Annotated in this window: 27 protein-coding genes, 1 tRNA gene and 2 pseudogenes; 7 read left to right on the plus strand and 23 right to left on the minus strand. The window is 54.5% G+C overall.

Features of this window, described 5'->3' with window-relative positions; genetic code table 11:
• Window position 1: 1 nt before the first annotated feature.
• Window positions 2-1,756: a penicillin-binding protein activator gene (locus F6A13_RS00940; protein ID WP_225981894.1), complete on the minus strand. Its 1,755-nt coding sequence runs from the start codon at window positions 1,754-1,756 to the stop codon at window positions 2-4.
• Window positions 1,757-1,909: 153 nt separating this feature from the next.
• On the opposite strand from F6A13_RS00940, the gene rsmI reads away from it, so the two are divergent.
• On the plus strand, window positions 1,910-2,785 hold the full coding sequence (gene rsmI / locus F6A13_RS00945; protein ID WP_126604610.1) for a 16S rRNA (cytidine(1402)-2'-O)-methyltransferase: 876 nt from the start codon (window positions 1,910-1,912) through the stop codon (window positions 2,783-2,785).
• 13 nt (window positions 2,786-2,798) lie between these two features.
• A tRNA-Phe gene (locus F6A13_RS00950) sits at window positions 2,799-2,874 on the plus strand.
• Between the two features lie 6 nt (window positions 2,875-2,880).
• Here F6A13_RS00950 and F6A13_RS15290 read toward each other — a convergent pair.
• Window positions 2,881-3,162 (minus strand): hypothetical protein, encoded by a 282-nt coding sequence (locus F6A13_RS15290; RefSeq protein ID WP_172959343.1) that lies wholly within the window; start codon window positions 3,160-3,162, stop codon window positions 2,881-2,883.
• 33 nt (window positions 3,163-3,195) lie between these two features.
• On the opposite strand from F6A13_RS15290, the gene ssb reads away from it, so the two are divergent.
• Complete coding sequence (gene ssb, locus F6A13_RS15900) at window positions 3,196-3,705, plus strand: single-stranded DNA-binding protein (RefSeq protein ID WP_269149223.1); 510 nt, start codon at window positions 3,196-3,198, stop codon at window positions 3,703-3,705.
• A gap of 499 nt (window positions 3,706-4,204) precedes the next feature.
• On the opposite strand, the gene F6A13_RS00965 is transcribed toward ssb, so the two are convergent.
• The 7 genes from F6A13_RS00965 to F6A13_RS01000 all read right to left on the minus strand — a co-directional run bounded on the left by F6A13_RS00965 (window position 4,205) and on the right by F6A13_RS01000 (window position 13,192).
• The gene (locus tag F6A13_RS00965; RefSeq protein ID WP_126604608.1) at window positions 4,205-4,915 is read right to left on the minus strand and encodes a hypothetical protein; all 711 of its coding nucleotides are present in this window, start codon (window positions 4,913-4,915) and stop codon (window positions 4,205-4,207) included.
• A 152-nt stretch (window positions 4,916-5,067) separates the two neighbouring features.
• Complete coding sequence (locus F6A13_RS00970; RefSeq protein ID WP_197722483.1) at window positions 5,068-6,006, minus strand: viperin family antiviral radical SAM protein; 939 nt, start codon at window positions 6,004-6,006, stop codon at window positions 5,068-5,070.
• 186 nt (window positions 6,007-6,192) lie between these two features.
• Window positions 6,193-7,869: an SUMF1/EgtB/PvdO family nonheme iron enzyme gene (locus F6A13_RS00975; protein WP_126604606.1), complete on the minus strand. Its 1,677-nt coding sequence runs from the start codon at window positions 7,867-7,869 to the stop codon at window positions 6,193-6,195.
• 539 nt (window positions 7,870-8,408) lie between these two features.
• A complete protein-coding gene (locus F6A13_RS00980; protein WP_126604605.1) occupies window positions 8,409-9,182 on the minus strand; it encodes a hypothetical protein in 774 nt (257 codons plus the stop codon).
• A 58-nt stretch (window positions 9,183-9,240) separates the two neighbouring features.
• The gene (locus tag F6A13_RS00985; protein ID WP_151528011.1) at window positions 9,241-9,507 is read right to left on the minus strand and encodes a hypothetical protein; all 267 of its coding nucleotides are present in this window, start codon (window positions 9,505-9,507) and stop codon (window positions 9,241-9,243) included.
• A gap of 783 nt (window positions 9,508-10,290) precedes the next feature.
• A complete protein-coding gene (gene hsdR / locus F6A13_RS00995) occupies window positions 10,291-12,588 on the minus strand; it encodes an EcoAI/FtnUII family type I restriction enzme subunit R (RefSeq protein ID WP_151528012.1) in 2,298 nt (765 codons plus the stop codon).
• 10 nt (window positions 12,589-12,598) lie between these two features.
• Window positions 12,599-13,192, minus strand: a complete 594-nt coding sequence (locus F6A13_RS01000) for a restriction endonuclease subunit S (protein WP_172959342.1) — start codon at window positions 13,190-13,192, stop codon at window positions 12,599-12,601.
• 48 nt (window positions 13,193-13,240) lie between these two features.
• On the opposite strand from F6A13_RS01000, the gene F6A13_RS15510 reads away from it, so the two are divergent.
• Window positions 13,241-13,384 carry a hypothetical protein gene (locus tag F6A13_RS15510; protein WP_225982036.1) on the plus strand — a complete coding sequence of 48 codons (144 nt, stop codon included), beginning with the start codon at window positions 13,241-13,243 and terminating at the stop codon, window positions 13,382-13,384.
• 65 nt (window positions 13,385-13,449) lie between these two features.
• On the opposite strand, the pseudogene F6A13_RS15940 reads toward F6A13_RS15510, so the two are convergent.
• The 12 genes and pseudogenes from F6A13_RS15940 to F6A13_RS01060 all read right to left on the minus strand — a co-directional run.
• Window positions 13,450-13,740, minus strand: a pseudogene (locus tag F6A13_RS15940) (restriction endonuclease subunit S); the annotation flags it as partial.
• A complete protein-coding gene (locus F6A13_RS01010) occupies window positions 13,737-15,191 on the minus strand; it encodes a type I restriction-modification system subunit M (protein WP_126604601.1) in 1,455 nt (484 codons plus the stop codon). The gene F6A13_RS01010 and the pseudogene F6A13_RS15940, both read right to left, overlap by 4 nt.
• 98 nt (window positions 15,192-15,289) lie before the next feature.
• Window positions 15,290-15,664, minus strand: coding sequence for a type II toxin-antitoxin system VapC family toxin (locus tag F6A13_RS01015; RefSeq protein WP_126604600.1), 375 nt, complete (start codon window positions 15,662-15,664; stop codon window positions 15,290-15,292).
• Window positions 15,661-15,858: a type II toxin-antitoxin system VapB family antitoxin gene (locus F6A13_RS01020; protein ID WP_012536620.1), complete on the minus strand. Its 198-nt coding sequence runs from the start codon at window positions 15,856-15,858 to the stop codon at window positions 15,661-15,663. The genes F6A13_RS01015 and F6A13_RS01020 overlap by 4 nt, the downstream gene beginning before the upstream one ends.
• A 98-nt stretch (window positions 15,859-15,956) precedes the next feature.
• Window positions 15,957-16,163, minus strand: a pseudogene (locus F6A13_RS15515) (type II toxin-antitoxin system YafQ family toxin); the annotation flags it as partial.
• Entirely contained in the window at window positions 16,150-16,419 is a 270-nt protein-coding gene (locus F6A13_RS01030) for a type II toxin-antitoxin system RelB/DinJ family antitoxin (RefSeq protein WP_126604598.1), read from the minus strand. The pseudogene F6A13_RS15515 and the gene F6A13_RS01030, both read right to left, overlap by 14 nt.
• Window positions 16,420-16,639: 220 nt before the next feature.
• Window positions 16,640-17,713, minus strand: coding sequence for an alkene reductase (locus tag F6A13_RS01035; protein ID WP_126604597.1), 1,074 nt, complete (start codon window positions 17,711-17,713; stop codon window positions 16,640-16,642).
• A gap of 270 nt (window positions 17,714-17,983) precedes the next feature.
• Complete coding sequence (locus F6A13_RS15520) at window positions 17,984-18,244, minus strand: deoxyribodipyrimidine photo-lyase (RefSeq protein ID WP_126604596.1); 261 nt, start codon at window positions 18,242-18,244, stop codon at window positions 17,984-17,986.
• Between the two features lie 401 nt (window positions 18,245-18,645).
• On the minus strand, window positions 18,646-18,891 hold the full coding sequence (locus F6A13_RS01045) for a DUF6868 family protein (protein ID WP_113526222.1): 246 nt from the start codon (window positions 18,889-18,891) through the stop codon (window positions 18,646-18,648).
• Window positions 18,892-19,099: 208 nt separating this feature from the next.
• Window positions 19,100-19,894: a transferase gene (locus F6A13_RS01050; RefSeq protein ID WP_126604595.1), complete on the minus strand. Its 795-nt coding sequence runs from the start codon at window positions 19,892-19,894 to the stop codon at window positions 19,100-19,102.
• A gap of 113 nt (window positions 19,895-20,007) precedes the next feature.
• Window positions 20,008-20,406, minus strand: a complete 399-nt coding sequence (locus F6A13_RS01055) for a rhodanese-like domain-containing protein (RefSeq protein ID WP_012535979.1) — start codon at window positions 20,404-20,406, stop codon at window positions 20,008-20,010.
• A 30-nt stretch (window positions 20,407-20,436) separates the two neighbouring features.
• Window positions 20,437-20,820, minus strand: coding sequence for a DUF423 domain-containing protein (locus tag F6A13_RS01060; RefSeq protein WP_113526224.1), 384 nt, complete (start codon window positions 20,818-20,820; stop codon window positions 20,437-20,439).
• Window positions 20,821-21,008: 188 nt separating this feature from the next.
• Between F6A13_RS01060 and F6A13_RS01065 the strand changes: the two genes are divergently transcribed.
• The 3 genes from F6A13_RS01065 (at window position 21,009) to F6A13_RS01075 (ending at window position 23,431) form a co-directional block, all read left to right on the plus strand.
• A complete protein-coding gene (locus tag F6A13_RS01065; protein WP_126604594.1) occupies window positions 21,009-21,701 on the plus strand; it encodes a VIT family protein in 693 nt (230 codons plus the stop codon).
• 299 nt (window positions 21,702-22,000) lie between these two features.
• On the plus strand, window positions 22,001-22,657 hold the full coding sequence (locus F6A13_RS01070; protein WP_113526226.1) for an MIP/aquaporin family protein: 657 nt from the start codon (window positions 22,001-22,003) through the stop codon (window positions 22,655-22,657).
• A gap of 168 nt (window positions 22,658-22,825) precedes the next feature.
• The gene (locus tag F6A13_RS01075; protein ID WP_113526227.1) at window positions 22,826-23,431 is read left to right on the plus strand and encodes a histidine phosphatase family protein; all 606 of its coding nucleotides are present in this window, start codon (window positions 22,826-22,828) and stop codon (window positions 23,429-23,431) included.
• A gap of 30 nt (window positions 23,432-23,461) precedes the next feature.
• Here the strand turns inward: F6A13_RS01075 and speE are convergent, their stop codons facing one another.
• Window positions 23,462-24,298 (minus strand): polyamine aminopropyltransferase, encoded by an 837-nt coding sequence (speE, locus tag F6A13_RS01080; RefSeq protein ID WP_126604593.1) that lies wholly within the window; start codon window positions 24,296-24,298, stop codon window positions 23,462-23,464.
• Between the two features lie 115 nt (window positions 24,299-24,413).
• Entirely contained in the window at window positions 24,414-24,815 is a 402-nt protein-coding gene (gene speD / locus F6A13_RS01085; protein ID WP_113526229.1) for an adenosylmethionine decarboxylase, read from the minus strand.
• Between the last annotated feature and the right edge of the window lie 198 nt (window positions 24,816-25,013).

Genomic DNA, 25,013 nt, shown 5'->3' on the forward strand with positions numbered 1-25,013 from the left:
TTCAGGCGCCCGGCCCAGGCACTCCCGATAAAGGGACGACCCGTCCGTTCTCCACTTTCATCCATTCCATGTCCCGCACGATGCGGCCGTCGGCAGCAAAGCGGAGGACGCCTGTAGCGCCGTTCAGGCTGCCACTCATATCCTGGTCCAGAACGCGCTCCGCCATTCGATAGGCATCCAGCCCGAAGGCCGCCATGCGCCACTGGGCGTCACTGGCGTTGGGGAGATTGGTACGCAACAGTAGTGACGCTTGCGGCCAGCTTTGCCCGGGGTTGATGATCCAGGGCATATCGACCGATTCAATGCCGGAGAGCCCCTGCGCGTCGCTGGGCAAGGCTGCGCCGTGCAGCAACGCCGGGCTGAAGACAGGCACAGTGCGATTGATCTGCCGGATGGCAGTGACCGCAGAGTTGGCGTTTTTCGCTGCGGTAACCAAAAAGACAAAACTGTGTCGCCCGGGGGGCGCGCTCAACAGTTGCTGCGCCTCGCTGGTGAGCGAGCGACCGGGCAGATAGGTGGTGACGCCACTGACATCGCCGCCGAGATGCTTCCAGGCGGTGATAAAGTCTGCCTGAATGGCAGCTCCGCTGGAGTCCTGGGGGTACAGCACATAGGCATGACGATAACCCGCTGCATAGCTCTGGGTGGCAATCTGCCGGGCCGCGACGTCCCGACTCAGGCTTAGGGTATAGAGTCCGGGCTGCCGCACATCAGATGCCGTGCCGAGGGCTATGACCGGCGGGTCACCGGGCTTCCGGACGGCGGCTACCGCGTTGATATCCTGCGGCAGCCAGGGGCCGACGAAGATTTTGCAACCTTCCCTGACCCCACGCTCAAAGAGTACGGCGGTGTAACTGGGGTTGCCGGTACTCCGCAGAATGCGCACTGCGGGTCCAGACCGTAATTGCGCTGCTGTTTCCATCCCTGCGGCAATGGCCTGGGAGAGCGGCCCGTAGAACCCGCTGGAAGGTAACAAAGCACATATGCCGCCGGGCGCGCGGTTGAGGGCAGAAGCGCCGGCAGCCGTCGCGTCGTCGTCCGAGAAGTTTATGGGGGGGTGCCCCGGATGTGCCGCCAGCCAGGCACGGATCGCCGTCTGCCGCTGTTGGGGATCGGGATTCTGGCGGGTGATCAGGGCGATGGCGATCCACTCCTGGACAAGGGGATTACCGCTACGTCCCTGCCAGTTCTGAAGTTTTGCTACCGACTGCTGGTCGAGGAGGGCATGAATGCGGCGGTGATTCTCCGCGATCGCATCGCCGCCCAGCAGGCTATCCCGTTCGATCAGAAAATTCAGCGCGGTGAGTTCATGGCCTTCCTGCGTATAGAGTGTGGCTAGGGTGCCCATGGCCCGGGCACGCACTTCTTGGGGTGTGCTGGTGATGGTCAGGATTTCTTCAAGGTTGCCCTTGGCGCTGGGGGTCTGCCCCTGATCCATGAGTCCCTGGGCGCGGACCCAGAGCGCTGCGCCACGCAGAGTGGTATTGCCGTGCTGCAAGCGCAGTACTTCATTGGCCAGTAATATCGCAACCTGCGGCTTTTGCCCCTGCAGGGAAGCCTGTGCCGCTTTCATCAGATAATCGAGCTGGGCTTGCCCCCGCACATCGGCGGCTGCGTGAATATAGTCCTTGGCCGCTTCCTGGTAGTGCCCTGTGATCATGAGCTGGTCGGCGCGCTCTGCCTGCGGTGTCTGAGAAACGGCGGTGGCCGTTTCGACAGGCGGCGGATTCGACGAAGGTGGCGCTTTATGTGGCATACTCGCGCATGCGCTCAGGCCCATGGCCAGGGCCAGAGTCATCAGCAGGCGGAAAGAGGCCTTCAAGGTTGCGGGAGTTGTCATGAGCAGAGTGTATGGAGAAAGGCGAAGGTGTTCAATGACCGAAGCGCGGCCTCGGTCGGGAATGCGCTTATGAATGACCATGCTGAGGCAGCAGAAGGGGCCGTCGGGCAACTAACCATTATCGCCACTCCTATCGGTAACCTCGATGATCTCTCACCGCGCGCGCAACGTGCGATTGGGGCTGCTGCCCTGATTCTGGTGGAAGACCGCCGTCACGCCCAACGGCTCTTTCAGCATCTGGGTGTGCAACCCAAAACGCTGGCTCTGCACGAGCATAATGAACGTGTCCTTGCCCCGCAGATTGCCCTGCGTATCGCCGCCGGGGAGCATATTGCGCTGTTGTCGGATGCAGGAATGCCGTTGATCTCCGACCCCGGGTTTCCGCTGCTGGCTTTGCTCCGTGAGCAACAGTTGCCGGTGACCATCATACCCGGGCCTAACGCCGCCCTGTCTGCGTTGGCCCTGTCCGGTCTGCCCAGCGACCGCTTTAGCTTCGAGGGTTTTCTGCCTGCCAAAGGGGGGGCGCGAAGGACCCGGATACTGGCCTTGCAGCGGGAGCCGCGCAGCATGATTTTTTATGAGGCGCCACATCGGATCAGCGAGACACTGGCGGATATGGTGGAATTGTGGGGCGAGGATCGTGGGGCGGCTCTGTGTCGGGAACTGACCAAAGTATATGAGGAATGTTTGCGGGACTCGCTGGGGGGGCTGGCGGCGCTACTCCGGGCACATCCTGACAAAGTGCGCGGCGAAATGACGCTGGTGGTAGGCGGCGCACCGGAACAGACGCTGGAGGAAGCCGACGCCGACCGTTTGCTCGGCCCGCTGCTCGCCGAACTGCCGCTGGCGCAGGCCGTGCGTATCGCGGCCAATCAGAGCAGCATGGCGCATCGTTTCCTTTATGGACGGGCCCTGGCCTTGACTTCCGGGCGGGACCCCGTTTAAATACGCGCTCTTGGCCCAGGTAGCTCAGTCGGTAGAGCAGAGGACTGAAAATCCTCGTGTCGGCGGTTCGATTCCGTCCCTGGGCACCATATAAATCAGGCGGTTACCATCTTTTTGGGTAAGGCAAAAATGTGCGGTTGTGACGCATTTGTACCATGCGGACAGACCTTTTCCAGGATGCTCTCAATTTTTGCCGAATCCTCTGCGAGATGTTCCGGGGCCATGTGCGCATAGCGACGCACCATCTCGACCGATTCCCAACCGCCCATTTCCTGTAACCGCTCCCGGCTTGTGCCGGACTGGATATGCCAGCGTAAATCGGTAATCCCTGCCTTTTCCAACGCCTTTCGCCAGGCTTTGGTATTCGTCTGTTTCACCGGCTTCCCGCGATAAGTGAATACCTGGGTGAGATGCCTGCCTATCTGACGTTGCAGAATGGCAATGGCAGAGACGGCAATCGCCAGGAGCGTACCGAGTGGCACCGCGTTGCACTCTTCGCGAGGACGGCAGAAGTCGCTGGCGAATATCTTCGCAAAGGGAGCCAGGCGTACATCGAGGGGCGTATCCGCACCAGAAAATGGACCGATAAGGACGGTCAGGAGCGGTATTCCACGGAGATCGTGGGCGACCGGCTCCAGTTGATCGGTGGCCGCCGCGACGCGGCTGACGGTGGCAGTCCCGCACTACAACATGGAAGGAAGACCATTTCCATAGAGCCGGTTCTTGCCCAGCACGGCGTAGGTATTTCCGCTCGGATCTACCCTGAATCCCCCGCAGTGCCAGTACCGGTGGAGCAGGCCATCAAGGCGCTGCTCCCGGAGGGGTGGAAGTTCGCCAGGATGGCGCTAGTCGCATTTTATATCTGCTGGAGAATCCCATACCGGCCCACTCACTCTGGCGGCGGCTGGCGAGATGTTTGATAAAGGTAGTACCAACAACAACTAACCAGGGGGGCGCAATTTAAATCACTCGCACCTGCGATCGCCTCGGCACAATCCCTATATCTCGCGTTGGCTACGCGGGACTATGGCTGGGTTTTATGGTGGTCGTGCTGGTGGTGCGGGCATGGCTCGCCTGGTCCGACTGGCAGTAAATTACTTCATAGGTGCGAGTCCTATGGCCAGATTTACGCAGAACTGAAGGCAAGGAGAAAGGCAGGGGCGTTGTTGCGAGGCAGGGTCTAAAAGGGCTTGCGGAAATGAATTTCCACAAGCAGTGTGCTGTCGACAACCAGTAGGCTCAACGGCGGCAGTGCAGCGTTTGCAGTCATTCCCATCCAGCTTGGAAACGAGTAATATCGGTCAGAAGCTGACCTCATCTAATTGCACCGGGAGTGGCTGCTTGCTGATTGAGAACCGACATTCTGCTTCCGCACCGTCTCCACCATAGTTATTCGTCAGCAGAGGACTCTTTCGCGTTTTATTGCCGTCTTTCTAGTGCCGCAAGCTGTGACTCAGCCTCAGCCTTTTGCCGATCCAGATCGCGCTGCATCCCTTCAAATACACAAATAACATTGTCATGACCATGCGGCTTCATGCCATAGAGGGAGGCGTCGAACATGTAGTTGTAACGATTAAGTAGCGTGCGTGCGCGCTCCAGCAGTCGCTCCACTTGCTCATCGAACAACGGCGGGAATTTGGTCTCATCGCCTCGTTTTGTTAGCGTAGCACCTCGGTGAGCTAACAGGGTGTGGCGATACAGATTTAGTGCTTTGACATCCGGGTCAGACATCGAACTGGCATCGATGTCTTGGTTGAGTTGCGTCAGATCAGGCTTGGCCGCATCTTGTGGCATCCATTGTGCAAATGGGTCATCAGGCCGTCGCTGCAACACGCCATCCTTATCAAACAGGTGCAGGTGGTCACGAATAGCTATGAGTAACGACTGCATGTGAAGCGAGCTATCCTCTTGATCGAACGCGCGTGCCAAACTTACCAATGCTGTTTGACGGTGAGCGAGCAGCGTGTAATACCAGAACGTCCACGCCTCAGCACGCACCTCTGGCCATTTGTCCAACTGCGCTTGAAGGGCGTTTAGCTGACCCCAGTGAATGTGGGCATCAACGACGTCTTGCGCAAGTCCACGGATTAGGGCCCCAAATTCGGCCTCATTGATGTTTTTTAAAGACATAGACCATGATATCCCTGATTGCATGCCGTGGAAGGGCGGTAAAATTGCTCTCCTCAGGCCGCAGTTGTATCAGGATACAGCCCAAGGGAAAAGATATCTGCGATTTAAAAATCTTCCCAGTAATCATCATCCCTTCGAGGCGCGATACCGTTTCATACTGAGGCGTCTTCGAGATGTCCGAGGTAGCGCGCGCAAAACTTGGCGGCGTCCACGCCAACCTCAGCAAACGCTTGTTCGGGGCCGACATCCGGGATCGGACAACTGTAGCGATAGCTTGATTGGCCTGATGCATTTTGGAAGAAGCGGCCGAGCGGGTCGATCATTAAGTAGGACTCAACCATTTCCGTGTTGTCCTCGACGCACAGAATGTGGCCTAGATGCTGATGCCGAGCAACAAAGTCCTGAAAATCAGAATCGCTAACCATCAATTCGTTGGTGATCACGGGAAGCATGCGCAGTATCTTCCAGCGTTGAGGTGCTAAACGCTGAAGCAATACGCTTAGATCCTCATGACAATTGAGCGCGTTGACGACGGTGTTGAGCTTGATCTGCAGACTAGAATTGCAGCGCCTCGCTTCTTCAATAACCTCCGCCAGTTGCTCGACTATCAGCAACTGGCCATGCGGGCCTTGCCGCCCAATCAGGCGATTGGTAGGGGATTGGCCAGAATCTAGGCTGACCCCCAGCACGGAAAGGTGCGGAGCAATCTGCACTGTAACGGCAGGCGATAACAAACTGCCGTTGGTGATCAGGGAGGTGGTGAAGCCAATATTGCGTGCGGCGAGCAGGATCTGGCTTACACGCTCTGGGTAGAGGAGGGGTTCTCCGCCTGCTAGATTGAGCCGCACGCCCTGCCAATCCATCTGCCGGCGAAGTGGGTTTGCAAGGTTTTTCGGATGGAAGTACAGCCACAAATTTTCCAGCATCTGAGCGGTGGCCGGGATGTTATGAATGAGCTCCCGACCATTGCCATCCCAATGGGCATAGCAATAACGGCAGCGATAGTTGCAGGCTTCGGTGATGTGCCAGTTAATCACCAGTTCTGATAGCCGCGGGCGTACGCGCCAACTCCGCGTCAAGGAATGCGTCATGGTCATCTCCTGAACGAGTTAAGCGTCGGGGTGTGTGACGTAGCAGAGGCGGAAGCCGACCTTCAAGCCTTTGTAGCGCATGGTCAGATGCGCTGGACAGCGATCCCGATCAAGAGGACCGGTCATAAGAGCTTTGCCGGTCGCAGCATTGGCTACAGGGGCAAAACCATCAGCATAGTCGGCTAACTATTCACCGAAATCTGGAACGGATACGAAGGGAAGCCCCTGTTGATTCTGCGTCCAGGTTAATTCTTTGCCAAAACGCAGGAATCCACCACCGTCGCAGGACTCTGGATAACGATGACAGGTTTCGTCCTCGGTTTTCCCATCTTCGCCAGTAACGACCCAAGTTAAGTCAGCCCAGCCGTCTTGTTCGATATCTTGGAGAGGGGGCGGACTAATTTGCTTCCACTCTTCTACCTTCAGCAGGCGAACGTAGAGGCCGGTTTTCTGCTCGTAGTAGCGGCAATATGCCAAGGCATCAAACCACGTTACGCTCGCCGGAAGATGGTCGTCATCATGCAGATTGACTGCGGCGAGATCCTCTTTAAGCTGGACCTTGTTATGTGAGCGGATTACGCGATCATTCCGCCAATCCGAACTCTCGAAGAAACGCCAGAATTCCTGGATCGTCACCGGCGGCGAAACCATCAAGCAGTAATCGCTGAGCCGATGGGGGACAAAGTTCTGAGCCCCCCACCCCTTCGGCTGAGTCGGCTGCGCATAGTTACCGCGTGTTGCCACTAGTTCGCGCATGAGCAGCTTGAGGTAACCCGGCCAGGTAGCAACCGTCCCACCTTCTGCATAATGGCGGGTTTCTGCACTGTGCTCCAGTCGCTCATACCATTCACCGGTTTTGAAATAGAGATGTGCCTTGAACCGGGAGTCCTCCATCGCGGTTGGCAGTTCGTGACTTTTGAAGAACGGATGGTATGGATTCCCCGTAAAGACTTCGTCCCGCTGATCACGGATGACCCAGTCAAACGCACCGTTTGCCCCTTTCAGGAAAATGATGTTGTCGTTGCCGGGCAACGGAATGATATCAACCCAGCCTGATTCAGAACGGTCGATCTCTTGGCGAAAGATATCGAAGACCCTGCGGTCAAAAATAAGCTCGTCCTCGCTGGCGTTGTACAAACGGAATTCGGGCGGCCGTTGCATTGGTGCCACCAGATTGTCGCCTAGGAGGTTGAAGGCGCCGGCGATGTGATCAAACCGGTATGAATGAAGCAACAGGTCACGGCCGGTCAATTCAAGAAAGTCCGGTGCATCGGCATCACAATCGAATTCACGCTCCAAGGAGAGAACTACTTGGTTGGCCCGATCTTCACACCATTTGAATCTGGCTTCGTCACTATAGAGGGAACCATCGGCCAGTTGATGTATATCGAAACGGCCGCGGCCGCTTGCGGCGAAAAACTTGGAGCCGACGCCGGTGAAAATTCTTTCCGGCATCGGCAGGCCAGAATTGAAGAGACGATCCGATACTTGACGGGCTTTCAGGCTATAGCAAAACATGCGGGGCCAACTGATCAAGTCGGCGGGGCGGGTCATGCCGCGGGTCTGGAGGAAGTCGATAAGTTCCAGTTCGATATTCCGCCAAGCATCGAAGGATTTGCTGCCTAGCGCTTGTGCAAGTCCATGGTGGAGGCTGCTGACTTTCAGGGAAACATCTTCGGAAATGGGCTGATCGGAGCGCTTGCGAGCATCCCGAAGGACTTTGGCCGACTTTTTGACGTGATTGCAGTGTAAGCCCGCTAGCTGCATTGCCCAGAACTTCGGTTCTGCAGATTCGGGTTGGCCGGGACGGGGAATCAGAAGGTTGACAGGGCGGACTGCGCGCAGCAGGTTTTCGGTATTCATGTGAATCTCCAATCAAAAGCCACGACGAAGTCGTGCTGCCTCAGGCCGCATTGAAAATGCCAGCTAGATTTGGAGGTTACAGAGGGAGTACCCTTGGGCAATTTCGGCTGAAGAGGCTGCTTTTCACCCGCGAGTGCTCACACGCGTGGTAGAGATTACCGCTTTAAACGTCAGATAACAATAGGGTCCGCTTGCCACCCATAACCAGCCATATTTCAAAGACGCCTCTTTGTCCGGTTTGGCCGAACTCCGGGCGCTGACTATTCCCACCTTGAATGGCCGCTTTGGGTCATTTGCTTACCGCTGCTGAACGACCGCAATCAGTCTGCTGCCGACCATCAGGGCTCAACGGCGGCAGGGCAGCGGAAGCCGCCGTTCACAAATAGTCCACAATGTGTGTTTTCATGATCATAGAAAATCGGACGGGAATACCGAAACCAAAACGTCCCGGGTGTTTTCAGTTACTCGGCGTCCGAAAAAGATTCCTTAAAAACCAATAACCACAAAATAGAGCCCATACAGAAACATTATTGATAGTTCTACATCTCATAGTGAGCGTAAATAGCAACCTCTAAAATAAAACCAGCTATTACGGATAATATTGCTATAACATTTGATGGGCCGAATGCGTAAAATAGAATCCCAGCAGAGTAATACAACGTGTAACAAAATTTTTTTGATAGGAAATAAAAAATACCTACTGTCTTTTTTTCTGTTATACCTATCACTTTCTCATTTATAACTATCGACACTTTTATCCTCATTTGGTTAAGGAAGGATATAAATAAACCAAATATATATATCAATGAAAAGGTTTCAAGCTCCCCGCTGTTTGGGATTATTATCTTCTTAACTTCCGGAAAATGAAAAATGATTATCGCAGCAATTATCCCCATCACTATAGAGAGAGATATGTGTGATGCCCAACTGGATACATCAGAGGCAAAAAGAAATATCTTTTTATATGTCGGTATCTTATGCCTGTTTTTAAACAAGGAATATTCATCTTTAATTTCATCCATTGCTGTCTTGTTTATCGTTACAGTATCGCCAGCTATAAGGAATTCAGATCCTGTTTGGAAGTTTTTATACGCGAAAAACGCATTATTTTTATCAATTTTTACTTGATCGCTAATTATTTTTATGGAGTATCCTGATCTTCTTGTGAAACAAGAAAAGCTGCTGCACTTATATATGTTCTCTATCTCATCGCCGATGTTTTTTGGCTTTGCTATAGATTTGAAAAATGTAGAAAAAATTGTTTTCCCAGACATTAATTCATTAGCCATACCGGCTAATTGATTAGAATCCATGATTTATCCTTTTTTCACTTAATAAAAATAAATAATAATTTTTAATATTTTTAAAAGATTACAGAGAAGGAAAAATGTCAGGAAAGTGCTGATAAGATTGATGCGGGAGTTCTGTTTCTAATAAATAAGCGGTTGGCCTTAATCGCAACATCTGTGCCATTGAACATTTGTGTCCTTCTGTCGCATGATTGCCAATCTCGGCTGCGCGTAATACCTGGTTTTTACAGGATTCATCACTTAGCCTTTGGATGCCATCATGAGACAAAAAGTTGATACTGCTAGACTTGACATTTGCCGGTTGATCAAACTGTCGTGCAGCAACCATGGTCATACCTCCTAGTGTCATACCGTGATGAAAATCATAGTGTTTTTTCAGTCAGATGTCCACCCATTACGTAATTAGTAACAGAATGCCTGTTGAGCAAGCCTATGTGAGCGCCTCAATGTCCGCTATCAGTCTAAACCCGCCGTTCACTCCGCATGATACTATTCCAGTAGTCTGGTGATCAGGATCTGGAATAATGCTATATTGTCCATCAACAATTTTGGCTGTTGCTCTTCTGTCCCCACTCACAACTAAATCCTATCGATAAGGGCTTTAGCCTTTCTCTTATCAATATCTGGGTCAGTCTTCTGGCTATACTCCACTGCCGCAAGATCATCCCCGCGCTTTCGATTTTGTCGTGGTTCCAGGGCCTCAATAAGTATTGCTTCCAATGCTGGAACCAGCTTTTCTGCTGGATATGACGCTGGCATAACCCCGATGCTGCCGGTCTCGGATACAGGAAGCAGACCGAACCACGAAAACCGATCCCATCTTGTAGCCATACGATCCGCAGTATGTTCGTAAAGTCGTCGCCCTAGGGGACGGTCGGTGCTACGTCCAACGTAAATAACTTCTCTGCCGTCATACAGTAGATAGATGCCAATTTGTCTGCAGAAGTCTACTGAGTCGGCGCCTATCTGTTGGACCCCGTAAAGTTTAGGCATTGCGTTCCATTCTACAATACGCTCCGCGATGTTAGTATAGTATAGTGTAGTGGCGTAGATGATTCTGCCAATACCTCATCTATGACAGCACGCCATTTCTTGTCCGTTACGATCATCGTTAGTCCCTTTGCCGTGCATCATACAAATACCGCTGAAACCCACTGAATACCTTCCTCACCTCTGCCGGGCTACCCAGCTCCGCAAAGGCATCGGATATGGCGTTGTTGTACTTCAGTCGGAGTAATGGCGATAGCTTTTCGGTGTCCAGTTCCGCATCCCCGACCTTGATGTATTGCGCCAGCACAAAGTCCAGAAAGGCCCGCTGCTTGTCGGTGAACTGTTGGTCCATACTCTGCTTGGCGTGTTCAGCCCGCTCTGATCTGGAAACCGGTTGCAAGGCAAAGGCCACATAGGCCAGCACGTCATAGAGATCACTATTCTGCGCGTCGATGATTTGCTGCATCTCCATGAGCAGTTCCCGGTTATAGCCCTTCTCGGCCAGTCCCTGCAGAAAGCTCTTCCGCGTCTCAGGATCGCTCCATATCTGGCGAAGCGCGTCCTCATCCTTGAAGAACTCCGGCAGTGTGCCAAAGAGCCCTTCCAGAAACTGCGCTGCCGTAACGGGATTTCCATCTGGTCCGAAATAGATGGTGGAAGATATGCTCTGGATGCTGCGCTCCTTCCCATCCCGCAGCTTCACCCGGATTTTGACGGGCCGCTCGGTCGGCGGTAGAGGTAGACGGGGTTCCCGCACTTCGCTGCTTCCCCCTGTGGATTCCGCTTCCAGCGGCTCGCCATCCCATTCCGGATCACCAAAATGATGATGCGCCTTCACGAAGTCATAGACGGTGAAAAAGTCCTTCCCATCATACAGCCGGGTGCCCCGACCGATGATTTGCTTGAATTCGATCATGCTGTTGATTTGGCGAAGCAGAACGATATTGCGAATGTTCCGGGCATCGACGCCGGTGCTCAGCTTTTGGCTGGTGGTCAGGATGGTGGGGATATTTTTTTCGTTGTCCTGGAAGTCTTTCAGATACTGATCGCCCATGCTGCCGTCATTGGCCGTCACGCGGACACAGTAGAGGGGATCGGTGCTGGTCTTCTCCTGATTGATGATGTCCCGCACCATGGCGGCATGTTCCTGATTGGCGCAGAACACCAAGGTCTTCTCGCGCTGGTCGATCTGGCTCATGAAGAGTTTTACCCGATAGCGTTCCCGCTCGGGGATGACGATTTTGCGATTGAAGTCTTTTTCCAGATAGGTTTTTCCAGGCTGAATTTCCCCTTCGAGGAGATCATCATCGGGGGTGTATATGTATTCGTCGATGGTGGTGGCGAATTGCTTGACCTTGAAAGGGGTCAGGAAGCCGTCGTTGATACCGTCCTTGAGGCTGTAAATATAGACCGGCGCTCCAAAGTACGCATAGGTGTCCACGTTGTCCCGGCGCTTGGGTGTAGCGGTGAGGCCCAACTGTACCGCAGGCGCAAAGTATTCGAGGATGCCGCGCCAGCTGCTTTCGTCCTTGGCGCCGCCCCGGTGACATTCATCCACCACGATGAAGTCGAAGAAGTCCGGCGGATAGTCCCCGAAGTACGGCGTGTCACCGGCACCGCTCATGAACGTCTGGAAAATGCTGAAAAAGATACTGCCGTTGGTAGGGACGCGGCCTTTCTTGCGGATATCCTCAGGAGCAATCCGCACCAGGGCATCTTCGGGAAACGCGTTGAAGGCATTGAATGCCTGATTGGCGAGGATGTTTCGGTCGGCCAGAAACAGAATACGCGGCCTGCGGCTGGGTTCACGAGAAAGGTTCCAGCGGGCCTGAAAGAGTTTCCAGGCGATCTGGAAGGCGATGAAGGTTTTGCCCGTGCCGGTGGCCAGCGTCAGGAGGATGCGCTCCCGCCCCTGTGCAATGACTTCCAGGACGCGCTGTACGGCGGTCTCCTGATAGTAGCGGGGCTGAAATGACCCCCCGACACTTTCAAATGGAATGGCGGCAAAACGATCCCGCCAGGCATTTTCTACGGCATGGGTTTGATTCCAGAGTTCCTCGGGAGTGGGATAGCGGGTGATGTCGCCCTCGCTACCCGTTTCCATATCCATCCCATAGAGGGATTGACCATTGGTGGCATAGGTGAAGCGTATGGCCATCTTCAGGGCGTATTGCTTGGCCTGCATGACTCCTTCAGTATGGGGCAGATCGTGGCGCTTGGCTTCGACGATGGCGAGCTTCTCGTTGCGGTACTCCAGCACGTAGTCGGCAATCTCGGGCTTGCCGCGTTGTCCGGCGCCCTGCAGCCGCCCCTGAGTGATCCGGTACTCCCGCAGTACCCGGCTGCCTTCCACCACACCCCAGCCAGCGGCCTTGAGGGCAGGATCTACCAGTTGGGCGCGGGTGTCGGCTTCATTCATGGCGGAGTCCCTATAAGTCGCCGTTAAAGGCTTGGTGTAATAGGGATTGCTTCAGCTCATCGAGAGCTGTGATTTTTTGCTTGTAAAGGGATTCGAGGTGTTGGGTATAGTTATTTAACTTATCTATTTCAGAAACTATGGCCATTTGCGCCTGCAAAGATGGAATTGTAATAGTCGACTTTTTAATTGTTTTGAGAATTATTCGTTTTATGGCAGTTCCCGTCATGCTCCCAGTTATTTTATTAATACCTATTGGGCTGCGTAAATAAAAGTATAAGAATTTTTGAAGCAAAAAGTTTGTGTTGGATTTGATGAGGCATACACTGGAAAGCAAGCTAAATGGTTCTGCTATGCTATTTATGGAGACGTTGCCTGTATTCGAGCCATCCTTCGTCAAAAGGATGTCGCCAACATCTGGCTGGCATCGGGAATAAATACGATTATGAAAATCGCTGTTAACATAAGCAACTTTATTGAGATCCAAGTAACCATCCTTTATATTTTTTGAGGTTATATATAGAAATCTTCCATTTCCAGGGGTATCGAAAAGAACTTGAGGGGATTCATGGGCACCATCCTGAATTTTTAAACAGACTTCATCCAACCCCTTCTCCATCCATCCCTCACCCCGCTGCGAAAACACCGCATTCAGATGGCTCTCAAAGACCTCACGGGCATTCTGGAGATTCTTCTCCGCGTTCGCCTTTGCGGTTGCTATGCCTTCAAAGGCTTCGTCGAGGATGGCGACGATGCGGCGTTGTTCGGGGAGGGGGGAACTGAGGTGGACAACGCATAAACTTCATTTCGATTTATTCCAGGCTTTACTCCCTTAGCAAGGTCAGGAAGATTTAGTGTTATAAGTAGATAGTAAATAAAGCGGAGATCATATTTTTGACGATTGAATTCTGCATAATATGTAACATCTAGAGGCCAAAACCTATCTTCTGTAAGCGTGATCTCTCCCGCTGAACCCTTCCTGCCAACTACTATGCTTGGTGTATCGCACAGACTTTTATCAGTGCGATCTTTCTCGCCATTTGCACCATAAGCAGGATATTTACCGTTCGGATTTCTATCAGATTTGTCCAGCGGTTTACCATACTCAAGACGCAGAACTTCCCCAAGCTGTTTAACCTCCCACCTCCCCCTCACAGCAGTCCCCGAATAGCCGCCAGCACCTCAGCACTCTCGGCATCCAGTGCGGCAATCTCATCCAGAATTTCTTCCGGGCTACGCAGCACCTTCTCATCACCGCCATTGGGATTCTTGGCCGACAGGTCATAGGTACGGGTGTCGATTCCAGACACATCCACAGTCCATGACTGCGGCGAGTCGGCCTTGGTCTTCTGCAGTGCGACAAACTCCGCCAGATCGTTGTCATTGAGGGGATTCGTCTTCCCCATGTTCCGTCCGGGGTTGAGTTGGTAGTACCAGACCTTTCGGGTCGGCGCGCCCTTGTCAAAGAACAGCACCACGGTTTTTACTCCCGCCCCCTGAAAGGTCCCGCCCGGCAGATCCAGTACGGTATGCAGGTTACAGTCTTCCAGTAGCAGTTTGCGCAAACTGACCGAGGCATTGTCCGTATTGCTCAGGAAGGTGTTTTTAATGATCACACCGGCCCGTCCACCAGCTTTCAGCATACGGATAAAGTGCTGCAGGAATAAAAAGGCCGTCTCGCCGGTCTTGATGGGGAAGTTCTGCTGAACCTCTTTGCGCTCTTTACCGCCGAAGGGCGGATTCGCCAGCACCACATCCACCCGGTCTTTCGGCTGGATATCCATGAGATTCTCGGCCAGGGTGTTGGTATGGACGATATTCGGCGCATCGATGCCATGCAGGATCATGTTCATGATGGCGATGATATAGGCCAGGCTCTTTTTTTCTTTGCCGTAAAAGGTACGCTCCTGCAGCGTCTGCATATCGCCGGTGGTCAGTCCCGGCTGGGCCTTGAGATAGTCGAAGGCTTCACAGAGAAAACCCGCAGAGCCCACGGCGCCGTCGTAAATCTTCTCGCCGACCTTGGGCGCCACCACCTGCACAATCGCCCGAATCAGGGGGCGGGGCGTGTAGTATTCGCCGCCATTTCGCCCGGCATTCCCCATGTTCTTGATCTTGGCTTCATACAGGTGGGAGAGCTCATGCTTCTCCGTCTGGGACCGGAAGCGCAGACCATCAATGATCTCCACGATCTCCCGCAGGTTGTAGCCACTTTGAATCTTATTTTTGATCTCGCTGAAGATCTCACCGATCTTGTACTCGATGGTGTTGGAACCAGTAGCACGGCGCTTGAAGCCTGACAGATACGGAAACAGCCGGATATTCACAAAGTCCCGGAGGTCGTCCCCGGACATGGCCTTGTGGTGGTCCATCCTGCCATCTGCCGTTTTGGGCGCCGCCCAATGCTCCCAGCGGAAGGCGTCGTCCAGGATGAAGGTGTAGGGACGGCCTTCCAACTCCGCCTCCATGGCCCGGTCCTGCTCCAGGGCGTCCAGGTATTTTAAAAACAGCAGCCAGGAGGTCTGTTCGGTGTAATCGAGTTCGCTGGAGGAGCCTGCATCTTTGTGGAGGATGTCATCGATATTCTTGAAGGCCTGCTCGAACATGCGTCTCTCTTGCGGTCGGTAGTTGTTATATATCTGGCTTGAATATAAGGCATTGGAGGCACGGCGGGAAGGAGCGCGGCGTGGGACTGAACTGCCTTCTATTCGGATGACGTCGGCGAGTACGCGCAGCCAAGTTCGGTAGCCAGAGCCATGAGACGTTTGTCGCGGGACCATAAATTGGCCTGCACGAGCATGGCGGAGGCTAGGATACTCGCGTCAATATAGCCTATACCGCGTCCCATCAGGCTATGACGCCCAATGAAAAACAGGGTTTCTTCTGGAGAGGTGGCGGTGCATCGGGGTAAACAGGAGAGCAGATATAAGGTCTGTTGCCGATTTTTGAGATTCCCGCAAGCGATTTCTCCGATGATGAAATCGTGCGTTTGCACCATGGCATGATCAAGCAGAGTAGAGAGGTGTGCATCTCCAGAGCGGAAATGGTCGATCCAGACGGAGGTATCGACCAGAATCAAGCGGCAGGCTCTCGTCTGCGAGGAATGTTCTGTAATTGCGGTTCTGTTCCACCCAAGCGAGCGAGGCGACGGGCACTTTCCCGTTCAATCAAAGCACGCAGGGCCTCTTTTAAGAGGGCACCACGGTCTTCTACGCCACAGAGCGTTTTGGCTTGGGCCAGGAGCTCATCATCCAGGTTGATTGTCGTTCGCATAAGATGGACCTCACCATGGCATCATATGATGTTATTTTAGATGTTTGGTGTTGGTTTGTCATGGGCTCGGTGCGCATATTCGGACGATGATTTCTATGCAGCAGGTCGGGCTTGACGTGGCATTCACGGTAGCCTGCCCAATCGCCGGAGAGGTCGTGATCGCGGTAGCGCGCATCGAGGGGCTGATCTGTCGCCAGTGCCACCAATACCGGCCTGAGCGTGTCATCGAGCGTGACCCGGTGTTGGCCCTTGGCCTCGCGCTTGTAGTCGCGTTGAAACGCGGAGGAACGGTCAATCGTCCGCATGCAAATCCGCCATCAGATCGTCCACGCTAGTGAACTTCTTGCCTTTGCCCGCTTCCAGCTCGGCAATGGCCTTCTTGGTGGTGGCATTGGGCACCTTCACGTCGAAAGGCAGGCGTTGTTCGTCGGCGATGCGCAGCATCAGCAGGCGAATGGCGTCGGAAACCGACAGCCCCATTGCTTCAAGTGCGCTGGCGGCCCGCTCCTTGGTGTTGGTGTCAATGCGGGCGCGGACGTAGGTGTCGGTGGTAGTGCTCATGGTAGTTCTCCAGGAAGGTTCAGACACCCATATTGTAGTCACAATGCGACTACGCAACAAGGAAGCGGGCCAGGATAAGCGGAACGAACAGGAAATGAGCGCAAGCGAACCCTTCGCAGGGGGCGAACCCCATCCCGACGCGCCACCCGCTCCGGTCAATCCATGCCCTGTATGATATCCCACTATGGTCGGGTATTTAAGGGCCGTATTAATAACAAGCTTATTGATCTTCGAGTAGCGGATAATCTGTATATCCCTGCGCGCCAGATGTATAAAATGTACTAGCGTCGGGGCTGTTCAGGGCAGCACCTTTACGTATTCTTGCGGGTAGATCTGGATTTGCCAGAAAAGCGGTACCAAAAGCAACAGCATCTGCTTGACCAGAAAAGACTGCTGCCTGGGCTTCTTCTGCTGAGTAACCCATGTTGACGATCAAGGGGCCTTGGAAATGTTTCCGGGCTGGTGCCAGGACATCTCCGGTCTGACGTCCATAAAAATCGGCGCGCATCACATGCAAATAGGCCAATCCGAAATCATTCAGTCGACCAGCAAGCCAGGATAGCAAACCAACGGGATCACTATCCCGCATATCATTAAAACTGTTCAGTGGCGAAAGGCGCACTCCGACGCGATCTGCACCGATTGCCTGACTGACTGCCGCCAGAACCTCAAAAAGAAAACGGGCGCGATTTTCCCGATCTCCACCATAGGGCCCCTGGCGATGATTGGCACCATCCCGCAAAAATTCGTCCAGCAAATAACCATTGGCAGCATGCACTTCCACCATGTCAAAACCGGCTAGACGGGCATTGCGGGCAGCCTGGGCAAAGCCTTCGACAATCCCAGGGATTTCGTCGTCAGCCAGGGCGCGCGGTGTGGTGTATGTCTGCTTGCCTTTGGGGGTGTGTACTTCTTCACCGGCAATGGCAATGGCACTGGGCGCCACAGGCACTGCCCCATTATTGAGATCAGGATGACACGCCCTACCCCCATGCCAGATTTGCAAGGCAATTTTTCCGCCCGCCTGATGCACGGCCTTGGTTACCTCGCTCCACCCTGCGATTTGGGCGGAAGAATAAATTCCTGGCTCATGCCAGAAAGCCGAATTACCGGGCATAATCATGGTTGCTTCGGCGATTATCAAACCTGCACTGGCTCTCTGGGCATAGTATTCCGCCATCAGCGGTGTTGGAACATGTTCTTCTTCAGCCCGACAGCGTGTGAGCGGCGCCATCAGAATACGGTTGTCCAGCTCCAGGCTGCCAAGCTGGAGAGGAGAGAACAAATCAGTCATGGGGCCTCCGAAAAAATGGTTTTCCTGGTCTCGTTTATTAAGTATACCGACCAGTCGGTCTGTTTTCAAGCCAAAACAAAAATTCTACGCCAAGCACACCAGACTCCATTCCCTTGGCCGAGACACGCATAGGCACAATACTGTTTAGCCAGATAAGATGATCGGAATGGAATCACCGGGCGTGAAAGACAAATTTTCAGCGGCCTGCCCGGTTTGGGCCGCCGCTTTGGTCATTAGCGGGGTTCTGCAGCGGGGACCCCGTCCAGAAATCTAACTAACTAAACAGCCGACAGTATTGAGGCTAATGAGAGAGCAATGAGAGAGCAATGAGAGAAATGTTTTGCCAGAAAAAACGGATCCTATCAGATGCTGCAGACTATGGTGTCGCCACCAGCGTTCGGCAGCACCCGATGTCTCGTTCGGATCCAGAATATACAGAGGGATTACTTTACCATCCTGGGCTGCCTGCCGCAGGGCCGGGTGATCTCCGAGACGGAGATCACGGCGAAACCAGACAATAGTGGCTGTCATATCATTCCTGGGGAATGGCTGCCGTCCCTCAGATGGCGGTGATTGCTGCACAGTAAATCAAAGGGTTGCAATTCTCGAAAACCATTCTCAAAAGACTGCTACGGTTTACAGCCATGGTGACGAGTTTCGAGAACATGATGATCAGTCCGCGGGACGACTGCAACTGCTGCCCTGCCGCCGTTGAGCTTTGGTAGTCGTTTCCATGCAAATCACTCCAGGTTCCTCCGGGCTAAACCCGGCAGGGTATCAGGTGGTAAATTTACACGCTGTTTAACAGGGCAGCGGGTGATCTCCATGGCTAAGTCTTATCGGGAGGGCCGTGTCTGGTCCTTCCGGCTACACACCCAGGCCCAGATGCAGACGGGAAAGCCAGAGCCCTTGTCATTGCGAGCATTCCTGGATCAGGAAATCAGAAAGCAGGCCACCATTGGCACCAGATTGAATATCAGAATTCCAATCTTGTAGACAGCCATCCCGGCGTAATGTACGGCATCGAAGTGCTCCGTGGAGAGATGAAACCAACGATGGTGCAGCTGGTACAGCCAATCATGTGCGCCGATAAATACTGCGAACCAGACAATCAGCACGACATAGTTGATAACCGTACACCAAACCAGCACCTCTTGAACCTGTTCCAGAATCGTCATGATTGCCTCCGGTGCTGCCCATATGGGCAGCTGCTGGCGCGCATTTAAAACTGACCACCTGTGCGCGTTGAATAATGTGTTCCATGCAATGGCGTACAAAGAAATGACGCGGGCAGACCCGGATCAGGAATATCGGCAATGGTGCATCCACTAGGCTTGATTGCTGAGGAGGCATCCATGGAATCATAGGTACAATCCGCCTGGACGGTTACGCGCGGCATGAATAAAGCTGCTGGAGTTGCCTGGACAATTTTTGCGCGGTGGCGTGTAGAGAGATACTGTGTGAAGGGCCCAGCGCACGGACGCGATCGCGTATTTTGCTCGCCAACTGAGGGAAGTCCGCACCTTTGTATGCAAATACGATTTTGTTGCCAGACTCTTCTGCATCTATAACGACGACCTGATCATCGAAACTTGTCTGGATGCGGGCGACATAGGCATCGCATTGCCAGTCACTACTCAGCATGTTGACCACCAGTACCCCATTCTTTCGCAGCTTGGCATAACAGTCGTTGTAGAACCCTGTGCTGCATAGTTGCCTGGGTTGGCCATCATGATTGAAGCCATCGACCAGTAGCACATCGACCGGTTTGGCGTGGTTGCTGACATATACTGCGCCATCTCCACTCAGCACCCGGAAATTGGGGCCATCTGGTGGGATGCCGAAGCGGTCACGCAACTCAATGACCTTGGGGTTGATCTCCACGGCGGTGAAGTGGGCATCCGGGATGTGGCGCAGACAATATTTTGCCAGGGAACCTCCACCCAGACCGATCATGGCAATCCGTTTGGGTTTTGGCTGTAGAATCAGAAAGCCCATCATGGTGCGGGTATAACCCAGAACCAGCTTGTCTGGCGCAGATTTGTGCATGGTACTTTGAGTCGCCGAAAGATCGAAGCGTAATGTTATGGACCGAAAATCTTCTTGCGCGAATGGTTGCGCCAGCACAGGTTGACTGGGTAGATCGGGAGAGTTGGTCAAAGAACCCGCAGATTCGTTCATATTTCTGGTGCATCCTTTTATTGCGCTGTCATTTTTTCACGATTTGGTTTTTTATGGGTCTCATTACCCATGCGCCGTGCGGCGGGAATCAACAAAAGTTTCTTGTCGCGGTGTTATATTTGCTCCCAGGGTAGTCCATCAAAGCGCCACCCATTCAGGCTGCTTCGGCGATGCTGATCATTCAGATCCCCTTCAAAGCCATGCGCCACATTGTAAACGGCGCTGAAACCATTGGCCTGTAAGTACTGTCCAGCCTCCAGCGAGCGATGGCCACTACGGCAGATCAGTAAGACGGGTCGGTTGAGAGATGTGGCCCGTCGTACCCGACACAGAAAGTCCGGGTTGATTTCCCAGTCAGGATCGTCTCGCCAAGGGATGGTTAACGCTTCTTTCGGGTGCCCGACAAACAGAAACTCCATTTCACTTCTGACGTCAATAAGCACCGCCTGCGGATTTTTCTGCAGGAAGTGGAAGGCGTCCTGCGGGGCGAGGTTTATTACCGACTTTGTCATGCTGCTCTCCTGGCCAAAGCTGACCGGAAATTATACCTGTAACACGCCTGCAGCCAACAATATCCATGCAGAAATGAGCGACAGACCACCGACGGGCGTAACGGCGCCAAGCCAACCCTTGCCAGTCATCGCCAGAAGGTAAAGACTGCCCGAAAATAACGCCGTCCCGGTCAGCATAAGCCAGCCCGACCACTGCGTAAGGCCGGATTCTGGCACCTGCAGCGCCACTACTCCCACCAGCATCAGTCCCAGGGCGTGGTAGAGGTGATACTGGTTACCGGTATGGTAGATGCTCATCATTTTGGGTGACAAGCGGTCTTTCAGGGCGTGGGCGCCGAAGGCCCCCAGCGCTACTGCCGCCCCTGCGTTGGCGGCGCCAAGGGCAAGGAACCACTTGTCCGTCTGCGACATCATAACTGTTCTCCGCTGCATCATGGTATTCGGACCGCGAGTTCCTGCTTCGCAGACAGGCGGCTGTCGGGCAGGATAGCAGAAATTCGCTCCTCTGGGTGGAACACCGGGTGAGGCAGGAATGGCTGGACCAGTGCTTTGCACCGTGGTTACACTCTGGCCACCCATTCTCGGCCGGGAGTAGACATTGCATGTATCATGACGAACACCATCACCATGAGAAGATCGGCTGGCTCCGGGCCGGCGTGCTGGGCGCCAACGATGGCCTGCTCTCGACAGCAAGCCTCCTTGCCGGTATCGCTGCCGGACAGGCAAGCCACGAACAGATTCTGCTCGCTGGCGTTGCGGCGATGGTCGCTGGCGCCTTTGCCATGGCGGCCGGTGAGTATGTATCCGTGAGCTCACAGGCCGATACCCAGGCCGCAGATCTCGAAACGGAAAAGCGCGAACTGGAAAAAAACCCTGAAAAAGAACTGCTTGAACTCAGGGGCATCTATGTGGCGCGTGGCCTTAGCGAGGCGCTGGCCCAGCAGGTCGCCGCCCAGCTTATGGAGCATGATGCCCTTGCTGCACATGCCCATGACGAACTGGGCATGACGAAAATGGCGGCGGCGCGGCCCGCCGAAGCGGCACTGGCTTCCGCTACTGCCTTTGCATTTGGTGCCCTGTTCCCGGTGCTGATCGCCGCCTTCGTCCCCCACGGCGGGGTATTACCGGCCCTGTATACGACCAGCATCCTCCTGCTGGTGTTCCTCGGTGCGGTCGCTGCCCGGGCGGGTGGCGCCCCCATGGTGAAGGGCGCCGTCCGCGTGGTCTTCTGGGGTGTTCTCTCGATGCTTGCCACCACGCTGATCGGCCATCTGCTCGGTCAGACGGGCATCTGACCGGTAACGCGCCAATCTGAATCGGTCGCGTCGAGAACCAGGTGCGCCCCGCCGAATCAGAGGATTACGACTTTCGCCACGGAAGGATAGCCCTCATCTGCGCCAAAAGGCGGTTCTCAGTCATGCACCGTCATGGACTTCATCCATCTACGGACAGGTTATATCCTTGTAGCCGGTTTATAGGTATCATCGCCCCAGATCTGTAAGTTTGTCATTATGTGCTTATGGATCTTCGTGCGGCACGGCGTCAAAGCGGGATGCCGCGTCACCTTTCGCATGTTTTTAATGGAGAATCCTTAATGTGCTCAATAAGTCGGAAAATGGCGGCAGAGTTCATCGGTACCTTCGGGCTCATATTTTTTGGTGGCGGTGCCGCGGCAATGGGTTATCCCCTGATCGATGTGGCCCTGGCCAACGGACTGGCCATCATGATCGCCGCGTATGTGTTTGGTGACATCAGCGGTGGCGTGGTCAACCCTGCGGTCACTCTTGGCGGGGCCATTGCAGGAAAGATAGGCTGGAAGGATGCCGGCCTATATATGGTCGCTCAGGTTGGTGGTGGCATCGCGGCCGGTTATGTGCTTCTGGTGGTTCTTGGCGGATCGACAGGACATCTTGGGGCCACCACCATCAATACCGGCCTGGTATCGGTCTCCGGCGGTTTTATACTGGAGGCTTTGGGAACATTTTTCCTGACCACTACCGCGTTGTATACGGCCATGAGCGGTCGTGCCGGTAACGCTGCTCCTCTCGCTATCGGTTTTACCCTGGTCATGGCGGTGACGTTTATGGGCCCGCTGACCGGAGCAAGCCTGAATCCCGCGCGGACATTGGGGCCGGCCGTCGCTGGTGTCTACTTCCCGCACATCTGGGTGTATCTCGTTGCGACGCCGGTGGGCGGACTGATTGCCGGATTGCTCTACAATTTCATGCAGGAGCACAAGGCTGTTTCCTGACTCGTCGGTTTTTGCCGGGTAGCACTTTAGTAGCGGCGGCGCCACGATTTTGTGGCGCCGCCGTCATTTTCTCCAAGGCCAGGCCTCTTCATCGCCCCTATCCCGCCACGATCCGCAGGTTCTGGTTCTATAGTTTAGGTGTTACAGGCCACCTTCTGGAGTCCCCTCATGAGTATAGAATCCATCACATTGGTGCGGCATGGCGCGACCGAGTGGGCGGATAGCGGCAAACACACTTCGGTGACCGACGTGGCATTGACAGCGGAGGGCCGAAAAGACGCGCAGGCGCTCTGGAACCACTTTGTGGAACAGGGGCATTTTGACGGGGTTTACTCCAGCCCTATGCTGCGTGCCCATCACACGGCCATTCTCGCGGGTTTTGCTGTTCCTGAACTGCACCGCGGGCTCTGCGAGTGGCGCTACGGTCGCTATGAGGGAATGACGACGGCGGAAATTCGCCAAGAAAATCCGAAATGGAGCGTTTTCCGTTGTGGCGGACCGGGTGGCGAAAGCCCGGAAGCCGTCAGTAGCCGTTGTGAGGAGCTGCTGAAGGAATGGAATGAAAAGGGCCACCGGCACGTGCTGTGCTTTGCCCATGGCCACATTCTGCGGGCACTGGCCGCCCATTGGCTGGGACTGGATCTCCGTTTCGCTGACCACCTGCACCTGGACCCGGGCAGTATTTCCCGTCTGGGTTGGGAGCACGAAGTTCCCGCCCTGCATTTATGGAATTACTGCCCTCAGCGCCCGGTCTTCGGGCCTCGCCCTGGCTGATTCGGCGTTGTTTCCGGTGCTGGCGGCCGTTCAAGGCAGCAGAAAGGCCGGCGCGACCTGGGCGGCCTGCTGCATGGCCGCGTGGTAGTAGCGGGTGCCGGTAAAGGCCCTGGCGGCATCGATACGGAAGGCATCCATGGCAAGGCCCTTGCGTCCCAAGGTTGCGCTCCACCAGCCGGAAGGATAACAGAACTGCGGGAAATACAGGCTGCTCACTGCGCCGAAGCCCGCTTCCGTCATGCGGCCTTGGCATTGGCGGATGAGATCGGCGTGCAGGAGCGGCGACTCGGACTGGGCGACCAGCACGCCCTGATCGGCCAGTGCATGATGACAGGCTGCGTAAAAGTCCGTGGCGAACAGTCCAGCCGCCGGTCCGACCGGGTCGGTGGAGTCAATGATGATCACATCATAGCGTCCCGCTTCCGCCTCTTTGGTCCAGGTAATTCCATCGGCAAAATGGAAACGGGCTCGGGGATCCTGGTTGTTCTCGCAGAGTTCCGGGAAAAAACGCTCGGCGACGCGGGTAACCCGCTCATCCAGTTCCACTTGCACGACTTCTTCCACCTCCTGATGGCGCAGCACCTCGCGCAGGGTGCCGCAGTCACCGCCGCCGATGATCAGCACCCGTTTCGGTGCCGGATGAGTAAAGAGGGCCGGATGGCTCATCATTTCGTGATAGAGGAAGTTGTCGCGGTCAGTGACCATGACCAGACCGTCCAGGGTCATGAGGGTGCCAAACTGTTCGGTCTCGAAGATTTCTATATTTTGATAAGGACTTTGCTCACGATGCAGCACTTCGCGGATTTTCAGGCTCAGTGCCGCGCCGTGCTCTTCATAGCGCTCGGTATACCACAGTTCTGTGCTCATAACCGCCTCTCTCAACGGGGATGGTGGAGTGCCCGCAGGGATTTTGCGGAAGTTGCGGGCAAAAGAAAAGGGTGGACCGACGATTCCGGTCCACCCGTTACCACTGTGAGTCATCTCAAGCGCAAAGAACCGGCTTGACGCGCAACTCATGGGCGGGAACACCCATCATGTCCACTTGCCCGCGCTTCATCTCCATGGTGGAGACTTGCCCGGCGCCAAAGGCTTCCTTGAGATAATTCAAGGCATCCTCGGGCTGGATGATATCGCCGCAGGTGAAAATATCCACCGCTGCGTAACCATATTCCGGCCAGGTATGAATGGCCAGATGCGACTCGGCGACGATAACGGCGCCGCTCACCCCGTAGGGTGAAAAGTGGTGAAAAGTTTGCGTCACGATGGTGCAGTTGGCACGCCGAGCGGCCTCGAGCATGGCATCCGTAACAAAATCAACATCAGACAAGGTACTGCCGTCACAGTGATAAAAATCTGCAACGATTTGATGTCCCAATGAGCGCATAGGTGCCCCCCTTACCAAAGTTAAAAAAGGTTAAGAAGTAGCTCCCGTGCACCCCCAGACAGTACTTGGTTTTATGCCCTACCTTGCTGGAACGATGCATTGCTCCAAATCTCTTAAGGACTGACCCCCTTAGTAACTGCTTTCGGTGCCGTGGAAACAGAACGCGAACTATACGCTTATATGCAGGGGATGCAAGGG

Origin of the sequence: Acidithiobacillus sp. 'AMD consortium' (assembly GCF_008926505.1) — a bacterium.
Classification (GTDB): domain Bacteria; phylum Pseudomonadota; class Gammaproteobacteria; order Acidithiobacillales; family Acidithiobacillaceae; genus Acidithiobacillus; species Acidithiobacillus ferridurans.